The sequence below is a fragment of the Actinoplanes lobatus genome (assembly GCF_014205215.1).
GTDB lineage: Bacteria > Actinomycetota > Actinomycetes > Mycobacteriales > Micromonosporaceae > Actinoplanes > Actinoplanes lobatus.
This window is the reverse complement of the sequence record NZ_JACHNC010000001.1, coordinates 990,937-1,011,098: the sequence shown is the minus strand read 5'-3', so window position 1 is coordinate 1,011,098 and position 20,162 is coordinate 990,937. Positions and strand designations below refer to the sequence as shown.

11 protein-coding genes are annotated in these 20,162 nt (G+C 72.7%); 10 read left to right on the top strand and 1 reads right to left on the bottom strand.

Features of this window, described 5'->3' with window-relative positions:
- Positions 1–198 precede the first annotated feature (198 nt).
- The 3 genes from smc (at position 199) to BJ964_RS04410 (ending at position 8,458) form a co-directional block, all read left to right on the top strand.
- Complete coding sequence (gene smc / locus BJ964_RS04420) at positions 199–3,780, top strand: chromosome segregation protein SMC (protein ID WP_188119483.1); 3,582 nt, start codon at positions 199–201, stop codon at positions 3,778–3,780.
- Between the two features lie 8 nt (positions 3,781–3,788).
- The gene (locus BJ964_RS04415; protein ID WP_188119482.1) at positions 3,789–4,403 is read left to right on the top strand and encodes an HAD family hydrolase; all 615 of its coding nucleotides are present in this window, start codon (positions 3,789–3,791) and stop codon (positions 4,401–4,403) included.
- Positions 4,404–4,525: 122 nt separating this feature from the next.
- Positions 4,526–8,458, top strand: coding sequence for an NACHT and WD40 repeat domain-containing protein (locus tag BJ964_RS04410; protein WP_188119481.1), 3,933 nt, complete (start codon positions 4,526–4,528; stop codon positions 8,456–8,458).
- Positions 8,459–8,481: 23 nt separating this feature from the next.
- Here BJ964_RS04410 and BJ964_RS04405 read toward each other — a convergent pair whose 3' ends face one another.
- Positions 8,482–10,161 (bottom strand): alkaline phosphatase D family protein, encoded by a 1,680-nt coding sequence (locus BJ964_RS04405; protein WP_188119480.1) that lies wholly within the window; start codon positions 10,159–10,161, stop codon positions 8,482–8,484.
- Positions 10,162–10,299: 138 nt separating this feature from the next.
- Here BJ964_RS04405 and ftsY point away from each other — a divergent pair, with 138 nt between their 5' ends.
- From ftsY to BJ964_RS04370, 7 genes are all read left to right on the top strand, one after another.
- On the top strand, positions 10,300–11,493 hold the full coding sequence (gene ftsY / locus BJ964_RS04400) for a signal recognition particle-docking protein FtsY (RefSeq protein WP_188119479.1): 1,194 nt from the start codon (positions 10,300–10,302) through the stop codon (positions 11,491–11,493).
- A 42-nt stretch (positions 11,494–11,535) separates the two neighbouring features.
- Positions 11,536–12,333: an aminoglycoside phosphotransferase family protein gene (locus tag BJ964_RS04395; protein WP_183216539.1), complete on the top strand. Its 798-nt coding sequence runs from the start codon at positions 11,536–11,538 to the stop codon at positions 12,331–12,333.
- Between the two features lie 235 nt (positions 12,334–12,568).
- Entirely contained in the window at positions 12,569–13,954 is a 1,386-nt protein-coding gene (locus BJ964_RS04390) for an ammonium transporter (protein WP_188119478.1), read from the top strand.
- 36 nt (positions 13,955–13,990) lie between these two features.
- On the top strand, positions 13,991–14,329 hold the full coding sequence (locus tag BJ964_RS04385; RefSeq protein WP_188126785.1) for a P-II family nitrogen regulator: 339 nt from the start codon (positions 13,991–13,993) through the stop codon (positions 14,327–14,329).
- Positions 14,330–14,333: 4 nt separating this feature from the next.
- Positions 14,334–16,601 (top strand): [protein-PII] uridylyltransferase, encoded by a 2,268-nt coding sequence (locus BJ964_RS04380; RefSeq protein WP_188119477.1) that lies wholly within the window; start codon positions 14,334–14,336, stop codon positions 16,599–16,601.
- Between the two features lie 65 nt (positions 16,602–16,666).
- Positions 16,667–19,129, top strand: a complete 2,463-nt coding sequence (locus BJ964_RS04375; RefSeq protein WP_188119476.1) for a glycosyltransferase family A protein — start codon at positions 16,667–16,669, stop codon at positions 19,127–19,129.
- Complete coding sequence (locus BJ964_RS04370) at positions 19,126–20,160, top strand: O-methyltransferase (protein ID WP_188119475.1); 1,035 nt, start codon at positions 19,126–19,128, stop codon at positions 20,158–20,160. Before BJ964_RS04375 ends, BJ964_RS04370 begins: the two co-directional genes overlap by 4 nt.
- Positions 20,161–20,162: the final 2 nt, after the last annotated feature.

Sequence of the window (20,162 nt, the reverse complement as noted above, 5' to 3'; positions counted from 1 at the left end):
CCTGATGCCGGTGGGTACTGCGAGGTAGTCCGGCCGGCGTCATCATCCCCTCGCACACCAGACGCACCGAAGAAAAAGCGCGCCTCCACTCCCGTGGCGGCGCGCAGCTTTTTACCCACGTGATTCCGCTGCTGGACAGGACCGGCGGGTAGCCTGCCTCCCAGCAGACGTTCCCGGCCGACCCTTCCTCGGAGATCCGTGCACCTCAAGAGCCTGACGGTCAAGGGCTTCAAGTCCTTCGCCTCCGCCACCACGTTGCGGCTGGAGCCCGGCATCACCTGTGTGGTGGGGCCGAACGGTTCCGGCAAGTCCAACGTCGTCGACGCCATCGCCTGGGTTCTCGGCGAGCAGGGCGCCAAGGCGCTGCGCGGCGGCAAGATGGAGGACGTCATCTTCGCCGGCACGGCCGGGCGGGCGCCGCTGGGCCGCGCCGAGGTGACCCTCACGATCGACAACAACGACGGCGCTCTGCCGATCGAGTACACCGAGGTGTCGATCACCCGCCGGATGTTCCGGGACGGCGCGAGCGAGTACGAGATCAACGGCAACTCCTGCCGGCTGCTCGACATCCAGGAACTGCTCAGTGACTCCGGCATCGGCCGGGAGATGCACATCATCGTCGGGCAGGGCCGGCTCGACGCCATGCTGCACGCCAAGCCCGAGGACCGCCGCGCCTTCATCGAGGAGGCGGCCGGCGTACTGAAGCATCGCAAGCGCAAGGAAAAGGCGATCCGCAAGCTGGACGCCATGGGGGTCAACCTGAACCGCCTGGGTGACCTGACCACCGAGCTGCGGCGGCAGCTGAAACCCCTCGGCAAGCAGGCCGAGGTGGCCCGGCGGGCGGCCGGCATCCAGGCCGACCTGCGCGACGCCCGGCTGCGCCTGCTCGCCGACGACCTGCACACGCTGCGCACCACGCTGGACAGGGAGATCGCCGACGAGTCGGCGATGCGGGAGCGGCGCGGCCAGGTCGAGGAGGAGAACCGGGAGGTCCAGCGCTGGCTGGCCGACCTGGAGCTGGCGCACGCCGAGGACGCTCCACTGCTTCAGGCCGCGCAGGACACCTGGTACAAGCTGTCCGCCCTCCAGGAGCGGTTCCGGTCCACCGAGCAGCTGGCCACCGAGCGGCTGCGGCACCTGGCGGCCACCCCCGACGACGAGCGTCCCGGCCGCGACCCGGAGATGCTGGAGGCCGAGGCCGAGCGGGTCCGCGAGCAGGAGGACGAGCTCCGCGAGGCGCTCACCGATGACCAGATGCGCCTGGCCGAGGCGGTGGAGCACCGGCAGGACCAGGAACGCCAGCTGGCCGCCGCGGAGGGCGAGCTCCGGACCGCCGCCAAGGCGATCGCCGACCGGCGCGAGGGCCTGGCCAAGCTCACCGGCAACGTGAACGCGGCCCGTGCCCGTACCAGCAGCGCGGCCGAGGAGATCGAGCGGCTCGCCGCCGCGCACGACGACGCGATGATGCGGGCCGAGGCCGCCCAGGCCGAGGTCGACCTGGTCTCCGCCGAGTCGACGGAGGCCGACCGGGACAACGCCGACCTGGACGCGCGGCACGACGAGGCGGTGGCCGCGCACGACCGGGCCGCGGCCGTGGTCCGCGAGCTGAACGACGCCGAGCGGGCCGCCGAGAAGGACGCGGCGAGCTGGAAGGCGCGTGAGGAAGCCCTGGCCATGGGCCTCAAGCGCAAGGACGGCGCCGGGGCTCTGCTGGCCCGGGCCGGTCAGGTGCCGGGGCTGCTGGGCAGCCTCGCCTCGATGCTGACGGTCCGGCCGGGTCACGAGGTGGCGCTCGCCGCCGCGCTGGGCGGGCTGGCCGACGCGGTCGCCCTGGCCGGCGTGGACGAGGCGATCGAGGCCATGCGTACCCTCAAGATCGCCGACGCGGGCCGGGCCGACCTGGTCGTCGCCGGATCCGCCGGGCCGGGCATGCGGGGCCCGCTCGCGAGCCTGCGGCCGGACCTGCCGGAGGGCGCCGTCTGGGCGCCCGAGGTGATCGACTGCCCGGAGCAGATCCGGCCCGCGCTCAACCGGGCGCTGCGCGACGTGGTGCTGGTCCCCGACCTGGCCGCCGCCGCGCGCCTGATCGCGGCGAACGCCGAGCTGCGTGCGGTGACGCCGGAGGGCGACGTGCTGGGCAACCACGCGGCGGCCGGCGGTTCGGCGAAGGCCACCAGCTACATCGAGGTGCAGGCCGCGGTCGACGAGGCCAAGGCCCGGCGGGCCACCGCCGAGCAGAGCATCGCCGAGATCAAGGAGCGGCTGGGCGAGGCCCGGGCCGAGGTCGCCGAACTCAAGCAGGCGGTCGGCGTGGCCGCCCAGGAGAAGCGGGCCGCCGAGGGCGAGCGCAACGCGGCCGCCCGCCGGCTCGCCGAGCTGGGCGCCGCCGCCCGGTCCGCCAAGGCGGAGACCGAGCGGCTCGGGGCCTCCCTGCAGAAGGCGCAGGCTGCCCGGGAGACCGACCTGATGCGGGTGGCCGAGCTGGAGGAGCGGCTGCGGCTGGCCGAGGACACCCCGCTCGACGAGGAGCCGTCCACCGAGGAACGTGACCGGCTGGCCGCCCTGGTGCCGCAGTCCCGGCAGAACGAGATGGAGGTGCGGCTCGCCGTCCGTACCGCTGAGGAGAGGGTCTCCTCCATCGCGGGCCGGGCCGACTCGCTGATGCGCCAGGCCAACGCGGAGCGGCAGGCCCGGGAACGGGCCGCCGCGAGGCGGGCCGCGCGCGCGAGAGGCGCCGAGATCGCCCGCGCGGTCGCACTGGGTGCGGCCGCCGCGCTGGAACGGGTCGCGGTCTCCGTGGTCGCGGCGGCCGAGCACCGCGACCAGCTCGCGCAGGCGCGGACCAGCCGGGAGGCGGAGCTCCAGGAGGTACGGGCGACGGCCAAGCGCCTGGTCGCCGAGCTGGAGCGGCTGACCAGCGAGGTGCACCGGGACGAGATGGCCCGCGCCGAGCAGCGGATGCGCATTGACCAGCTGGAGGCCAAGGCCGCCGAGGACTTCTCGCTCGACGTCGAGACGCTGATCAGCGAGTACGGCCCGGACCAGCCGGTGCCGCCGACCCAGGCCGACGTGGCGCAGGCCGAGAGGGAGGGCAAGCCGGCGCCCGAGCCGGTGCCCTTCCACCGGCCCACCCAGGAGAAGCGGGCCAACAAGGCGGAACGCGACCTCACCCTGCTCGGCAAGGTCAACCCGCTGGCGCTGGAGGAGTTCGCGGCCCTGGAGGAGCGGTACAAGTTCCTCTCCGACCAGCTGGAGGACCTCAAGGCCACCCGGCGGGACCTGCTCACCGTCGTGAAGGACGTGGACGACCGGATCCTGGAGGTCTTCACGTCGGCCTTCGAGGACACCGCACGTGAGTTCCAGGCCGTCTTCCAGGTGCTCTTCCCGGGTGGTGAGGGCCGGCTCATCCTCACCGACCCGGAGGACATGCTCACCACCGGCGTCGACGTGGAGGCCCGGCCGCCGGGCAAGAAGATCAAGCGGCTGTCGCTGCTCTCCGGTGGGGAGCGCTCGCTGACCGCGGTGGCCATGCTCTGCGCCATCTTCCGGGCCCGCCCCTCGCCCTTCTACATCATGGACGAGGTGGAGGCGGCCCTCGACGACGTCAACCTGGGCCGGTTGATTACCCTCTTCCAGCAGCTCCGTGAGAAGAGCCAGCTGCTCATCATCACGCACCAGAAACGGACGATGGAGGTCGCGGACGCCCTGTACGGCGTCACGATGCGCGCCGGCGTCACCCAGGTGATCAGCCAGCGCCTCAACCGCGACCCGGAGGAGTAGGTAGAACCATGCGCGACCGCGCCCAGGCCCTGTTGATCGACCTGGACGGCGTGCTGCGCCGCTGGGACCCGGCCCCGATGATCGCCGTCGAGGTCGAGTACGGGCTCAAACCCGCCTCGCTGTTGGAGACGGCGATGTCGTGGGACATCTACCGGCCCGCGATGGCCGGGGAGATCACCGACGCCGAGTGGATGAAGCTGGTCGCCGACCGGCTGCCGCTGTCCGTGGAGGAGTCCACCGCGGCGGTCGCGGCCTGGCAGGCGTACCGGGGCGAGGTGGACCCCGAGGCGCTCGCCTTCGTCCGGGAGGTGCGGGCCGGCGGCCGTAAGGTGGCGATCGCCACCAACGCCACCGACCGGCTCCGCGACGACCTGGACGCGCTGGGGCTCACCGCCGAGGTGGACCTGGTGCTCAGCTCGTGGGAGCTGAAGGTCCACAAGCCGGCCCCGGAGTATTTCGAGCAGGCCTGCCAGGCGATCGGCGAGCTGCCCAAGCACGTGCTCTTCGTCGACGACGACGACCGGGTGATCCGGGGGGCGCGCTCGGCGGGACTCTCCGGGTATCGCTGGGCGGGCCCGGAACACGTCCCCTACCTGCGCAAGGTCCTCGACCTGCCGGAGTGACACCCGAACGGGTTCACCCTGTTCTGCCCGGCGGGCGGCTTCCTACAGTGGTCGCCGGGCGCCCGCCGGGATAGGAACCGGCGACATCGTCGCGCCGTTCCGAGCGGTTCCCGAGGAGTACCATGCCGACGCCAGGCATGCGGAGGCTCGCCCGGCGCAGCTTGATGCTGGCCGTGCTGTTCTTCGCCGGATGGATCGCCGTGGAGGCTCGGCACGGGCGGCTCGAGCCGGTCGGACTGCTCGGTCTCGTCCTCGCGATGGCATCGCTCGCCGTCGACATCACCGGGTTGCGCCTGGACCGGGGACAACCCGGTCCGAGCGCGGCCGATCGGGCCGCCGAACTCGCCGGCATCCTGCTGGAGCAGTGGCGTGAGGAGGCAGGCGCGCGCGGCCTCTACGACCCGGAGCTGCTTCCGTTCGCCTGGACCGAGCGAGATCCGCGGGCACCGAGATCACCGGGCGGGACCGGCCGGTTCGACGGGCGGATCCGGGGCGGGTTCGACGCGGTGGCGGCGCGTCTGGCGGCCGCCTTCGCCGGGTTACCGGTAAGGCGGCTCGTCGTCATCGGGCAGCCCGGTGCGGGCAAGTCGATCGTGGCCCTGCTCCTCGAGATGGGACTGCTCCAGGCGCGTGCCGGCGAGCGGGAACCGGTGCCGGTCCTGGTGACCGTGTCGTCGTGGGATCCGCTGACCGATGACCTCGACGGGTATCTGGTGCGGTCCCTGGCGACCGCGCATTACGACGGCCGGACCGAGATACCGCGCCAGTTGCTGCGGGCCGGACTGTTGATCCCGGTGCTCGACGGGCTCGATGAGATCCCGGAGGCGGTCCGGGGCGCGGCCGTCGTGGCGATCAACGAGGCGATCGGCGCCGACGACCGTCCGGTCGTGGTGACGTGCCGGGCGGTCGAGTACGAGGATCTGATCAGCGCGGGCGCCCCGCCCCTTCGCCGGGCCACCGTGGTCGGCGTGCAGCCGGTCCAGCCGCGCGACGCGATCGAGTACCTCAGCGCGGTGGAGTGGCCGGAAGGCACCGAGTGGGGGCCGTTCTTCGCCGAGCTGGACCGGCCCGGATCGGTGGTCGCCGCGGCGTACTCCACACCGCTGCTGGTCACCATCGCGCGTACCGTCTACCAGCGACGCGGTGGCGACCCGTCCGAGCAGTTGGGGTACGAGTCGAGGCTGGACCTGGAGAACGGGCTCTTCGACCGCCTGATCGACGCCGCCTACGCCGATTCACGCGCGGGCGGCGCTACCTGGCCGCCGGACCGGGCCGCCGGGTATCTGAGGTTCCTCGCCCGCTACCTGCACCGGCATCGGGACCGGGACCTGCACTGGTGGCGGCTGGCCGACCGACTGCTCTCACCGTGGAGCGGGTTGATCCTCGGCGTCGGCAGCGGGCTGGCGGTGCTGGTCCTGACGACCGTGGTGGCAGTGGTGTTGGATGCCGCACAGTCGGGTGTCGCCCCGATCAGTGATCTGCCTCTAGCCATCTTGATCATCCTGCTGGTGACGATCGTCTGGCCGGCAGGCAGCGGTCGCCCGCCGACCCGGTTGTCCTTTCGCGGTGCCGGATCGTGGCGGCGGTTGCGCCGTGGCTTCGGCTTCGGGATGGCCCTGAGCCTGCTCCTGGGTCTGCCAGTGCTGACGATCGAGGCCGCGTCGGTGCTGCTGAACAGCACCGTGGTACCGGGCGACGGGCTCCTCCTGATGACGATGATCGGGGCAGCCACCGGAATCGCCTCCGCGCTGGCGACGGCGTTGGCCGTACACGCGTGGTTGCAGGCGCCACCGTTGCACGCCCGGCGAGTGACCCCGGTGGCGGTTCTGGCCGGCGATCGCAGATCCGCGATCGTGAGCGCGGGCGCTGTCGCGGTGGTCGTGGTGGTGGCCGTCATGCCGTGCCTGGCCGTCGGGATGACGGCCGGGGCTCTGGCCGGTTCGATGGCCAGCGGCGGTGCGGGATGGCCGGGCCGGTTCGCGCCGCTCGAGGTCTTCGCCGTCACCGTGGCGAAGCTCTCCCCGGACAGTGCGAAGGACGCTCGGAACCTGATCGGTTTCCTCCTGCTGTGCGGCACGCTACTCGCCGCCCTCGTGTTGCTGACCACGGCCTGGTTCCGATTCCAAGTGGTCCGGGCCACCTATGCGATCCGGGGCATTCTGCCGTGGCGGCTCACCAGGTTTCTGGAGGACGCCCGGAACCGTGAGGTGCTGCGGCAGACCGGCGGCGTTTACCAGTTCCGGCACATCCGGTTACAGGAACGGCTGGCCGACCAGCAGGTCGCCCGGCCGGAACCGGTCCGCGTCCGGCGGCGGCGACTGGTCCTGGCCGGCCTGTCCACCCTTCTGCTGCTGTTCGTCGTGGCGGTTCCGTTGGCCGCCACCCCGGGCAACGGCGCACGGCAGGTCCTGAGCTGGACGTACGGAGACGATCCGGTGAGCGTCACGATGAGCCCGGGTGGGGACACCGTCGCGATCCGCACTGAGCGGAGGCTGCGGCTCCACCGGCTGGCCGCGGGTGGTGGAAGCCTGCCGGACGGCATCGACATCCGGGGGCGTACCTGGCATTTCAGCGCGGACGGGAGTCTCGTCGTCACCGATCCGGGGAAGTACGAACGGCCGCTGTCCGAGGGCTTCACCGAGGTGTGGCGGACGGCGACCAGCCAGAGGTTGGCAGGGGGCCGCCGTAGCGAGGTCGAGGTGGTGGGCGCAGGTGACGGATACGGGATGCGTGCCGCCGACGGCCTGGTCCTCTACGACGACCGGGGTGAACGTCAGGGTGAGCTTCGGGCACGGGACGTGCGCTGCCTGCCCTGCCCGGACCGGCTGGACATCCCGGAGGGTGCGGCAGTGGAGGCCGGTCACGGCCGGTTCCTGATCGGCACCGGCAACGCCGGCCTGATCGTGCGGGACACCATGGATCGCGGCCGGGCACCCACGGTGCTGCGGGATCCGGGCGGTGGGCCGGCGGACGCGTCGATCAACGCCGGCGGGACTCGGTTGCTCGTACGGGGGCGCCACGGTGCCCGCCTCTTCGACCTCGAGAACGGTCGCCGTATCGCCACCCTGGACTTCCGGGAAGCACGTTCCGTCCTGGCCTTCAGCCCCGACGGCGACCGCGTCGTGGGCTTCTCGGGTGGGAGCGACCAGGACGACGCGGACGACAACCGGGCACGGCTCTGGAGTGCCGTGGACGGTGCGGTGATCATGTCGAGGACAGGCGTCTACGGCCGTCACAGGGTTTACTTCGCCCACACCGGGCGGACGGTGGTCCTGGGCGCCACGCCGGCGGGTGGCGAGGTGCAGGTCTGGCGGCTCTCCGACGGGGCGGTCCTCTCCCGGGTGCGGCAGGTGGTGGGCTACGGCCTCTACCTGGGCCCGGACGCCTCGCTGCTGGTCGCCGGGAATCGGGTGGGCCGGCAGGACGCGGTGCGATTGCAGGTCGTCGACGCGGCGAACGGCGCGGCACTGCCCACGAAGCCGGTGGTGGCGCCCGAATGGAAGCTGGACTGGCGAGCGTTCGACGTCGGGCGTGAGCGGGACATCGGCCGGTTCACCGAGGGCACACCGTTGGTCCTGCCCACCGCGGACGGGAAGGTGATGGCCTGGGACCTCCGGCTGGGCCGGCCGCTCGGCGACAGACAGAGCCGGATCACCGTCAGTCCGGTCGGCGGCGCCTTCGCCGTTGAGCATCCGGGCAGCGGCATCACCCTGTACCGGGCGGCGGGCGGTCCGAGGACGGAGCTGGTCAAGTCGAAGCCGGTCGACGAGGGCGCGCCGGCCGATGGCTGGTTACCGGAGAAGCGCGTCGCGTTCAGTGCGGACGGGCGGTATGTCGCCGTCAACGCCAAGGTGTCCGATGATGATTTCGAGAATGAGACGTACGTACAGGTCTGGCACGTCGACAGCGGGTGCCGGGTGGCCGAACTCACCGGGCACGACGGCGGCGTGGTGGACTTCACCTGGGGCCTCGGCGGTACGAGCGGTCGCGTGATCACCGTCGGCGCCGATCACACCGCGCGGGTGTGGGACGTGCCGGCCGCCCCGGACTGCTGACCACGGCGGCCGGCTCCACGACGTCAGGGGTGGTAGGCGGCGGCCGCCACCTCGACCAGCCCACCGTCCTTCGCGGTGCCCTCGATGCGGGCGGTCGCGGTCGCGCCGTCCAGACGGAGGGTGCCGACCGCATTGCCGAAGTACGGGCCGGACAGCCGCTTCCAGCGCAGTGCCGGCTTGTGCACCGACAGGGTGCGGGCCAGGCCGCGGGCCACCTGCGCCACCGCGCGGGACCAGGCGATCCGCATCAGCGGGCGCATCGGCAGCGGCACCTCGTTGTGGATCGGCGAGCAGGTGAGCTGGTAGACCGGCGTGGTCATGGCATGACCGAAGTCGGCGCGGGCCACGTAGGAGTGGTGGACGTCACCGGAGAGGACGCTGATCGAGGCGGGCGCCGCGTACACCCCGCCGGCGCCGATCCGGTGCCCCTCGGCGGCCGGATCGCCCTCGCCGAGCCGCCGGAACAGCTCGCCCAGCGCCGCGAACGACCTACCGAACGCGGCCCAGTGCTCCAGGTCGAAGGCCCGCCGGATCTTCTCGCCGAGCGCGGCGGCCCGGGGCCGGTGCGACTCGGCGAGCCGTTCGTTCCACGCCTCCAGGTAGTGGATGGCCGGCGGCATGAGCCACGGCAGCGACGAGCCGATCACCAGGTGGTCGTAGTCGCCGTGGGCCCGGTCCAGGAACCAGTCCCACTCGGCGGGCGGCAGCATCGCCCGGGCGCCCGGGGTGAGGATCCGGTTGCAGCGGTTGTCCAGCACCACGATCCGGGTCCGGCCCAGATCGAGGGCGAAACTCCACTGGTACGGCACATCGGTGTTCTCCGCCGACTCCGGCTCGTCCACCCGGTGACCGAACTCGCGCAGCAACTCGGTGGCGTCCCCGGCGGCGGAGACCTTCTGGAACAGCGGGTCGGCGGCCAGCTCGTCCGGGCTCAGGTTGCCCAGGTGCTGGTAGATCCAGTACGAGGCGAGGCCACCGGAGATCCGCTCCCGCCACCACGGCTCCCGGGCCATGTCGGCGCGCCAGGAGGCCGAGGTGTTCCAGTCGTCGATCAGCTCGTGGTCGTCGAAGATCATCACGCTCGGCACGGTGCTGAACAGCCAGCGCACCTCCGGGTCACGCCAGGATTCCAGGTACAGCTTCGTGTACTCCTCGAAGGAGACCACCTGGTTCTCCGGGCCGGCGTGACCGTCGCGGCGACGGCGGCGCAGGAAGCGGCGCACCTTGGCCGAGGTCTCGTCGGCGTACACCTGGTCGCCGAGCAGGATCAGCAGGTCGGGGCGCTGGGTGGGGTCGGTCGCCAGACGGCGGGCGTAGGCGTCCAGCGCGTCCGGGGGCAACCGGCGGCTGCTCGCCTGCGGGGTGGCCTCCCGGCACGAGCCGAAGACCAGGCTCACCGGCTGCGCACGGTCGTCGGCGGCCCGGGTGCGGATCACCGGCGGCGGCTGCTCCGCGCCGTCCTCCGGCCAGACCTGCCGGTCGTCGAGGAACAACCGGTACGGATTCGCGGAATCCGGGGACAGGCCGTCCACCACCACGAGAGCGTAATGATGCCCGTACGCCGAAAAGGTCTGCGCCGAGCCGGCGCCCGAGCTCTCCACCTCGACCCGCACCCGGGCGGGCTCGCTGGTCTCCAGCCACAGGGTGGCGCGGTCGTCGACGACCCGGCGAAGCACCGGGCCGATGAGAAGCTGAGCGGTCACCGGACCGGTCCGGGGATGTGCCGCATGGGGGGTCCTCCACGCTGTTGAGGGGGCGCCCCATCCTCCGACAGGACAGCCCGGGATCGCCAGTGCGTGACCTCTCCCACGGCCGGACGGCTCATCTGTCAGGATTCGGGCATGGAATACGTGGTCGCCGCAGTGATCCTTCTCGTCGTCCTGGTCGTGGGCGCGGTCGGGCTGGTGGTGCCGAGGATGCGCCGCCGCGAGCTCCCGCCGCCGCCCGCGCCGGGCTCGACCACCACCCTGGAGCGCCCGCCCGCCGCGCCCACGGTGCCGCCGGTCGAGGAGGAGATCCCGCCGCTCATCGAGCCGTCCGCGCCGGTCGTCGCGGAGGAGCCGCCGGCGCCGGTGGTCCTCGAGGAACCGGTCCTCGAGAAGCCGGAGCCCTCGGTCGGCCGCCTGGTCCGGCTGCGCGCCCGGCTGGCCCGATCGCAGACGGTGCTCGGCCGGGGCCTGCTCAGCGTGCTCTCCCGGGACCATCTGGAGGACGACGACTGGGACGAGATCGAGGAGAGCCTGATCACCGCGGACGTGGGGGTCGAGGCCACCCAGGTGATCGTCGAGCGGCTCAAGGAGCGGGTCCGGATCCTCGGCACCCGGACCGTCTCCGAGGTGCGCGACCAGCTCACCGAGGAACTCGTCGCCGCCCTCGAACCGGACCTGGACCGCAGCCTGCGGACCGCCCCGCACGACGGCCGGCCCGCCACGGTCCTGGTCGTCGGCGTGAACGGGGCCGGCAAGACCACCACCTGCGGCAAGATCGGCCGGGTGCTGATCGCCGACGGCCGTACCGTGCTGTTCGGCGCGGCCGACACGTTCCGGGCGGCGGCCGCCGACCAGATCCAGACCTGGGGTGAGCGGGTCGGCGCCGAGACCGTCCGCGGCCCGGAGGGGGGAGACCCGGCCAGCGTGGCGTTCGACGCCGTGAAGCGGGGCATCGACACGGGCGTGGACACCGTGCTGATCGACACCGCGGGCCGCCTCCAGAACAAGGTCGGCCTGATGGACGAGCTGGGCAAGGTCAAGCGGGTGGTGGAGAAGCACGGCCCGGTCGACGAGACGCTGCTCGTGCTGGACGCCACCACCGGGCAGAACGGTCTCGAGCAGGCCCGGGTCTTCACCGAGGTGGTGGACGTCACGGGGGTGGTGCTCACGAAACTCGACGGCACCGCCAAGGGTGGCATCGTCATCGCCGTGCAGCGGAAACTCGGAATCCCGGTCAAGCTGGTGGGACTGGGCGAGGGTCCGGACGATCTGGCGCCGTTCGAGCCCGCCGCGTTCGTGGAGGCCCTCCTTGGTGGGGACGCGTAGGCTCCCCAGTGAGTCGAGTCGTCTGATTGTGGGAGGCCGTGAGTGACGCATGAGCCGGTGCGCGAGATACCGCTGCACGGTGGCAACGTCAGCACGGTCTCCCGGATCGGCGACACCGTCCGGCGCAACGCGGGGCCGTGGACGCCCGCCGTGCACGCCCTGCTGCATCACCTGGAGCGGGTCGGGTTCACCGGCTCGCCGCGGGCCCTCGGGATGGACGAGAAGGGCCGGGAGGTCCTCTCCTACCTGGACGGCGAGTGCGGGGAGTACCCTCTCGCGCCCCACTGGGTGACCGAGGAGGCGCTGGTCACCGTCGCCACCATGCTCCGGATGTTCCACGACGCGCAGTACGGTTTCGTCCCACCGCCCGGCGCGGTCTGGCGCTCGTTCGGGCCGCCCCCGCCGGACACCGAGGTGATCTGCCACCACGACGCCGCCCCGCACAACGTGGTGTGGCGGCCGGACGGGACACTCGCGCTGATCGACTTCGACCTGTCCTCGCCCGGGTCCCGGCTCTACGACGTGGCCTACGCGGCGTGGACCTGGGTGCCCCTGTTCAGCGACCGGGACTCGTACACGCTGGGGTGGAAACGGCCCAACCGGCCGCGGCGGCTGCGGTTGTTCGCGGACGCGTACGGGCTGATCCCGCGGGACCGGCACCGGCTGGTGCGGACCATCCGGAAGCGGATCGTCGACCACGTCGAGGGGATCCGGCGGATGGCCGCGGCCGGTGATCCGGCGTTCGTCCGGATCGTGCACAAGGGCCACCTGCGCCGCCCGATGCGCGATCTCCGCCTGCTCGATTACGAGCGCCACATTCTCGAGTACGCGCTGCGCTGAGCCCCGGAAGTGTCCCGAGCCGGGCGAAAACGGCGATATCGTCGCAGCTCAGAGGGCTTGATCACACCGACTGTGAGTTTTTCTTCACACGTCGGAAACAACGCGTGACGTTCTGGAAATCGCGTGTAGACCGTGCTCGAAACAGCCGACCGGAAGGCTTCCCGCCGAACCGGCCGACAGGCGACGTTGCCCCAGGTCCGGTGTGTGAGGACACCTTATTCCGAGAGGAGGCAGCGTGGAGATCAACACCGGCAATACCGCCTGGTTGCTCCTGTCGTCTGCGCTCGTTTTGCTCATGACACCCGGTCTGGCGCTGTTCTACGGTGGCCTCAACCGGTCCAAGGGCGTCCTGAACATGATGATGATGAGCTTCTCCGCCATCGGGCTCGTCAGCGTTCTGTGGGTCGTCTACGGCTTCACCCTCGCCTTCGGCGTCAACGAGAGCGCGGGCCTTCAGAACATCATCGGCAACTTCGACTACCTCGGTACCGATGTTGCCAAGATCAGTGAGGAGTGGCTGTTCTTCGGGGCCAACACCGGCATCCCGACGTACGCCTTCCTGGTCTTCCAGATGATGTTCGCCGTCATCACCGTCGCGCTGATCAGCGGCGCGGTCTCGGACCGCATGAAGTTCGGCGGCTGGGTCCTCTTCGCGCTCGGCTGGTTCAGCCTGGTCTACATCCCGGTCGCCCACATGGTCTGGGGTGGCGGCTTCATCGGCACCACGATCCGCGCCCTCGACTTCGCCGGTGGTACCGCGGTGCACATCAACGCCGGTGCCGCGGCCCTGGCCCTGGTGCTGGTGCTCGGTAAGCGCATCGGGTGGCCGAAGGAGAACATGCGGCCGCACAACGTGCCGTTCGTGGCCCTCGGCGCCGGCCTGCTGTGGTTCGGCTGGTTCGGCTTCAACGCCGGCTCCGAGCTGACCGTCGACGGCACCACCGTCATCGCCTTCATCAACACCCAGGTCGCCACCGCGGCCGCGCTCCTCGGCTGGGTCGCCGTCGAGTGGATCCGGGACCGCAAGCCGACCCTGGTCGGCGCCTCCTCCGGCGCGGTCGCCGGTCTGGTCGCGATCACCCCCGCCTGTGGCTTCGTCGCCCCGCTGCCGGCCGTGCTCATCGGTCTGGTCGCCGGTGCGGTCTGCGCCCTCGCGGTCGGCCTCAAGTACCGGTTCGGCTACGACGACTCGCTCGACGTGGTCGGCGTCCACTTCGTCGGCGGCTGGATCGGCTCGCTGGCGATCGGCCTCTTCGCCACCGACGCCGTCAACTCCGGCATCACCGACGAGAAGATCCTCAACGCCAGCAACGGTCTCTTCTACGGCGGCGGCGCCACCCAGCTGCTCCGCCAGTTCGAGGGGAGTGCCCTGGTCACGGTCTACTCCTTCGGTGTCGCGCTGGTCCTCGCCCTCGTCCTCAAGGCCGTCAAGCTCCTGCGCGTCAGCGAGGAGTCCGAGGTCGGCGGCATCGACATCGCCGCACACGGCGAGACCGGCTACGAGTTCACCCCGGCCGCGGGCTCCGGCAACGGCGGCGCGTTCGCTCTCGCCGGTATCGGCCAGAAGGAGACCGTGGACGCTGACGGCAAGGCTTCCGTCAGCCAGAAGGTTTCCGGCTAAATTCCCCCGATGGCTGCACCGATGGAAGGACTGAGCATGAAGCTGGTGACCGCGGTCATCAAGCCGTACCAGCTCGACGCGGTGAAGGAGGCTCTGCACGCCCTGGGCGTCGCCGGGCTCACCGTGAGCGAGGTACAGGGATATGGCCGGCAGAAGGGCCACACCGAGGTGTACCGGGGCGCCGAGTACACCGTCGAGTTCCTGCCCAAGATCAAGGTCGAGGTGCTGACCGACGAGATCGACGTCGAGAAGATCGTCGACGCCATCGTCACCTCCTCGCGGACCGGCAAGATCGGCGACGGCAAGGTCTGGGTCACCTCGATCGACGAGGTGGTCCGGGTTCGTACCGGCGAGCGCGGCCTCGACGCCCTCTGAGCCGATGACGAATCCGTTGAGCGAGCCGCCGGCCCCTCCGGCGCGCCCGGCCGCAGGCGGCTCGCTCGACAAGCTCAAGGAACACATCGGCACCGCCGCCCGCGACGAGCGGGCGGCGGCGCTCGACGTCTGGCTCAGGCAGCTCTTCCCGTCCCACCTGCCCGGGGTGAGCCTCCTCGCGGTCGGCGGGCTCGGCCGGCGCGACTGCGCGCCGTACAGCGACCTCGACCTGGTGCTGCTGCACCGCGGCGCGGCCGGCATCGACCGGATCGCCTCCGCCCTCTGGTACCCGATCTGGGACGCCCGCCTCGGCCTGGACCACTCGGTGCGGACCCTCCCCGAGGCGCTGTCCGTCGCCCACGACGACGTGAAGGTGGCACTCGGCCTGCTCGACGCCCGGCACGTGGCGGGCGACGCGGCCCTCTCCGAGGAACTGATCGCGGCCGCCTCGGACCAGTGGCGGCGGACCGCGGTACGCCTCGTGCCGCAGCTCAAGGAACTCACCACCGCCCGCTGGACCAGCCACGGCGAGCTGGCCTTCCTGCTCGAGGGCGACCTCAAGGAGGCGTCCGGCGGGCTGCGCGACGTCACCCTGCTGCGCGGCGTCGGCCGGGCCGGGATCGCCGACACCATGCGGCCCGCCGTGCGCGCCGCCACGCTGCGCCTGCTCGACACCCGTGACGCCCTGCACCTGGCGGTCGGCCGCCGGGTGGACCGGCTCGTCGCCCAGGAGCGCAAAGCCGTCGCCGACCTGCTCGACATCGAGGACCCGGACACGCTGCTGCGCCGGGTGTCCGGTGACGCCCGGACCATCGCGCACGCCGTCGACGACGCCTGGCGCGCCATCGACCGGCTGCGTGGCGGCCGCCGCCGGGGCGGCCCGTCCGGTGCGCCGTCCCGCCGCCCGGTCGCCCGGGACGTCGTCGAACAGGACGGTGAGCTGGTCCTCGCCCGGACCGCCATCGGGCCGGTGCCCGACCCCAGCCTGTCGCTGCGGGTGGCCGCCGCGGCCGCCATCGTGCGGCTGCCCATCGCCCGGGCCACCAGCGAGTGGCTGGCCTCGTTCTGCCCGCCGCTGCCCACCCCGTGGCCACCCGCCGCCCGCGCCGCGCTGGTCTCGCTGCTCGGCTCCGGCCCCGGCCTGCTGCCCGCCTGGGAGACCTGCGACCGGTACGGCCTGATCGACGCCTGGCTGCCCGAGTGGGCCCGGATGCGCAGCCTCCCGCAGCACCACCCGATCCACCGGTACACCCTCGACCGGCACCTGGTGCAGACCGCGTACGAGGCGACCGCCTACACCCGCGAGGTGGACCGGCCCGACCTGCTGCTGATCGGCGCGCTCCTGCACGACGTCGGCAAGGGGCTGCCGGGCGACCACAGCATCGTGGGCGCCCCGATCGCCGCCGAGATCGCCACCCGGATCGGCCTGCCGCCCGCCGACGTCGCCACCGTCGAGAAGATGGTCCGGCTGCACCTGCTGCTGCCCGACGTGGCCACCCGCCGCGACCTGAGCGACCCGAAGACCATCTCCACGGTCGCCGGGGCGATCGGCGACCCGGCCACCGTCGACCTGCTGCACGCGCTGGCCCGGGCCGACTCGCGGGCCACCGGTCCGGCCGCCTGGTCGGACTGGAAGGGCCGGCTGATGGCCGAGCTGGTCGGCAAGGTGCAGACCGCCCTCGACACCGGCGCCCTCCCGGAGCCGCCGGAACCCGACCCGGAACTGCTCGACGGGACGCTGCCGGTGGTGCACCTGGACGGCGACCGGGTCGCGGTGGCCGCCGCCGACCGGCGCGGGCTGCTCGCCGGGGTGGCCGCCTGCCTGGCCATGCACCGGCTCGACGTGGTGGGCGCCAACACCGTCACGGTGGGCGGGCGGGCCATCGTCGAATTCTACACCCAACCGCGGTACGGGTCGCCGTACGATCCGGTTGCTCTCGCGGCCGATCTGCGCCGGGTCGGCGCAGGCGACGTCTCGGTGACCCAGCGGGTCCGCGCCCGCGCGATGAGCGCGCGCGGCGGCACCGCCTCGCCCCGGGTGGTCTGGCAGCGCGACGTGGCCACCGACGCGGTCGTGCTGGAGCTGCGCGCGGCCGACTCGCCCGGCCTGCTGTACCGGGTGACGCACGCACTCGACGAGGCCGGCGCGGAGATCCGGGCCGCCCGCATCTCCACGCTCGGCACCGACGTGGTGGACGCGTTCTACCTGGTCGGCACCTGGTCCCCGGCCGACCGGGACCGGGTGGCGGCGGCCGTCCTGGCAGCGGTCTAGCGTCACCCGGGCCGTCGCCCCGGCGTTGATCCGAGCGGATCATCACGGGTACGGACGGAGAGCCGATGGCTGACGCGCAGCCGGTCGCATTGCTGGACGATCACGTGGCCCTGGCGGGCGCCGGGGCGGAGGTTTCGCTGCCGAACTCGGCGATGCGCACCCGCTCGGTGGCGGCCCGCCGGGTCCTGGCCCGCGCGGCCGGCGTCGACCTCGAGGAGGCGCTGGAGGCGGCCCGGGCGGGCGACGCGCGCCGGCTGCGGCGCCGGGCCGACCCCGCACGTCTCGCCGGGCTGGCGCAGACCATCGCCCTCCAGGAGGAGCTGCCCGGTGACCGGGACGACGCGCTGGCCCTGTACGGGCTGCTGCGGTCCGCCCTCCCGCCCGAGCACCAGGCCCTGCACACCCAGCTGGTCTACGCCTGGCAGGGCCCGGAGAAGGCCCGGGAGCTGCTCGGGGCGTACCGGCGGATCCCGGCCCCGGCCCGGGAGGCCCTGGAGATCGACCTGGCCAACCCGTACGCCGGTGGATCGGTCCCGGAGGAGGTCTGGCTGGCCCGGTTCGGCCGGCTCTTCCCGGACCCGCCGCCGGTGCTGACGGCCGCCCCCGAACGGACCCCGTTCGACCGGCTCGCCGGATCGGCCGGGCAGCCCGCGGAGACGGGTGGCGAGCGGGTCACGGTCGTGGTGACCTCGTACCGGCCCGGGCCGGGCCTGCTCACCGCGGTCCGGTCGATCGCCGCCCAGTCCTGGCCGGACCTGGAGATCATCGTGGTGGACGACGCGTCGCCGCCCGAGCACGACGCCGTCCTGGCCGCCGCCGAGGACCTGGACCCCCGGGTGCGACTGGTCCGGCTGCCGGAGAACGGGGGCACCTACGCGGCCCGCAACGCCGGGCTGGAGGTGGCCCGCGGCGACTTCGTCACCTTCCAGGACTCCGACGACTGGTCGCATCCGCGCCGGGTCGAGCTGCAACTGCGGCCACTGCTCGACGACCCCTCCGTGGTGGCGTCCACCTCGGAGGGGCTCAGCGTCACCGATCAGCTGGTGATGACCCGCCCGGGGATCCGGCGCGGCCGGGTCAACGTGTCGTCGCTGCTGTTCCGCCGGGAGCCGGTGATCGGGCGGATCGGCTGGTTCGACGAGGTGCGCAAGGCCGCCGACTCGGAGTTCCTGGAGCGGATCCAGAAGGCCTTCGGCAAGCGGGCGGTCCGGCGGGTCAGCCGTACGCTGGCCCTGATCCGGCTCTCCGAGGGCTCCCTGTCGCGGGCCGAGATCCGGGCCTACTGGATGCACCCGGCGCGGACCGCGTACATGTCGGCGTACCGGTGCTGGCACGCCTCGGCCGGTCCGCTGCACCGGGCCCGGTCCGGCGCCGACCGCCCGTTCGTGGCGCCGGCGCACCTCAGCGGCGGCACGGCGGCCCGCCGGTACGACGTCGTGGTCGCCGCCGACTGGCGGTTCCTGGCCGGGGTCCAGCGGTCCGCGCTCGCCGAGATCGCCGCCCTGCGCGAGTCCGGCCGAACGGTCGCGATCCTGCACCTGGAGGCGCTGCGCTCGGTGCACCGGCAGCGTCGTGGCCTCAGCCCCGGGGTGCAGCGCCTGATCAACGCCGGCCGGCTGGACCAGGTGCTGGAGACCGACCCGGTCGAGGTCGGGATGGTGCTGGTCCGGCAGCCGGAGGTGCTCCAGTTCGCGCCGGAAGACGGCTGCCGGATCCGGCCCGGCCGGCTGCTCGTGGTGGCCGACCGGGCGCCGGCCCGCCGGGACGGCGCCGACCGCCGGTACACCGTGGACGCGGCCGGCGCGGCGGCCACCCGGCTCTTCGGCGCCGCCCCCCTCTGGTGCCCGCAGGACCGGGGCGTACGCGCACTGCTGGACGGCGTGGAGCTGACCGCCTTCGACCTGCCGGCCGTGATCGAGCCGCACGACGTGGCCCGTCCACTTCCCGATCCGCACGGCCCGGCCGTGATCGGCACCGACCTGTGCGACGCCGGCGAGTGGCCCGCCGACCTGGCAGCGGCGCTGGACGTGCCGCGCCGCTGCGCCGGGGCCGACGTCCGGCTCCGGCTGCCGGAGAGCCCGCTGCGGCCGTCCGGCGTGCCCGCGTCGTGGCTGGTCTACGAGGCGGCCGACCTGGACCCCCGGACGTTCGCCGCGCAGCTCGACTTCTACCTGCACTTCCCCCCGGAGGAGGCGGTCGAGCTGGTGTCCCGGCCGGCCCTGGAGGCGGCCGCCACCGGCTGCGTGGTGCTGGTGCCGCCGCGTCTCACGGCCGCGTTCGGCGACGCCGCGGTGCCCTGCGCCCCGGCCGACGTGCCGGCCCTGCTGCGCCGCTACCAGTCCGATCCGGACCTCTACACCGCGCAGAGCCGGCGGGCCCGGACCGCCGTCGAACGCGACTATCGCCCCGGGCTTCTGGCCGAGCGGATCGGCACTCTGCTCCCGAGTGCGCCGGCCGAGGGCGTAACGAGGCCGCGATCCGCCCCGTTACCCCGGGGGAAGTGCACCCAGGAGGAGTTGTCAGCATGAGCACCCTGAGCCGAACACGTCGCCGGCTGCCGCGTTTGACCAGCCCGCAGATCGCGGTGCCGGTGTCCGCCGGCGTCCTCTGCGCCGGGGCCGTGGCCACCGCGGTCACCGGGTACGACAGGATCGCCGTCTCCCTGCTCGCGCTGCTCGGCGGCGTGATCGTGGCCGGGCTGCTGCTGGTGTACCGGCGTCTCGCCAAGGTGCAGAAGGCCGGCGTCGCCGCCCAGCGGGACCTGCGGACCACGGTCGAGGAGATGCAGCGCCGCCTGATCGCCGCCGTGGAGCGGGAGCGGCTCACCGCCGGCGACCGGCACCTGGAGCTGGCCGAGGCGGTCGCCCGGGTCCGGCAGCTCACCGAGCGCAAGGCCGGCTCCGCCCAGGTGCTCTCGCTGCCCCGCGAGTTCGAGGCGACCGTCCAGCTGTTCCAGGGCTTCACCCCGCGCGCGCCGATGCCGTCGTCCGGTGACTTCGCGCTCAACCCCACCGGCCTGCTGGAGCTGCTGCACCTGATCCGGACCCGCAAACCGCGCCTGGTCCTGGAACTGGGCAGCGGCACCTCGTCGGTGTGGATCGCCTACGTGCTGGAGAAGTCCGGTGGCAAGCTCGTCTCGCTGGACCACGAGCCGGGGTACGCGAACCGGACCCGGCAGGCGCTGACCGCCCACGGGCTCACCAAGGTCGCCGTGGTGCGCGACGCACCGCTCGCCCCGGTCAACATCGAGGGCCGCGACTACCCCTGGTACGACCCGGAGGCGCTGGCCGACCTGCACGACATCGACTTCGTGCTGATCGACGGCCCGCCCGCGGCGGTCGGCGCGGACGCCCGCTTCCCGGCCCTGCACATGATCGAGAAGCGGCTCGCCGACCGGGCCACCGTGGTCTTCGACGACGCCGGGCGGCCCGACGAGCAGGCCGCGCTGGCCGCCTGGACGGAGCGGTACGACGGGCTGACCCGGGAGGGTGAGCTGCTCGGCCGGCACGCCGTGCTGGCGTTCGCCCGGCCGCCGGCGATGGCCGCCACCCGCGGCTGAGC

What these genes read in the sequence shown, in the direction of transcription:
- BJ964_RS04415 (WP_188119482.1), top strand. Translation starts at nt 3,789, where the DNA reads ATGCGCGACCGCGCCCAGGCCCTGTTGATCGACCTGGACGGCGTGCTG.
- BJ964_RS04410 (WP_188119481.1), top strand. Translation starts at nt 4,526, where the DNA reads ATGCCGACGCCAGGCATGCGGAGGCTCGCCCGGCGCAGCTTGATGCTG.
- ftsY (WP_188119479.1), top strand. Translation starts at nt 10,300, where the DNA reads ATGGAATACGTGGTCGCCGCAGTGATCCTTCTCGTCGTCCTGGTCGTG.
- BJ964_RS04385 (WP_188126785.1), top strand. Translation starts at nt 13,991, where the DNA reads ATGAAGCTGGTGACCGCGGTCATCAAGCCGTACCAGCTCGACGCGGTG.
- BJ964_RS04380 (WP_188119477.1), top strand. Translation starts at nt 14,334, where the DNA reads ATGACGAATCCGTTGAGCGAGCCGCCGGCCCCTCCGGCGCGCCCGGCC.
- BJ964_RS04375 (WP_188119476.1), top strand. Translation starts at nt 16,667, where the DNA reads ATGGCTGACGCGCAGCCGGTCGCATTGCTGGACGATCACGTGGCCCTG.
- BJ964_RS04370 (WP_188119475.1), top strand. Translation starts at nt 19,126, where the DNA reads ATGAGCACCCTGAGCCGAACACGTCGCCGGCTGCCGCGTTTGACCAGC.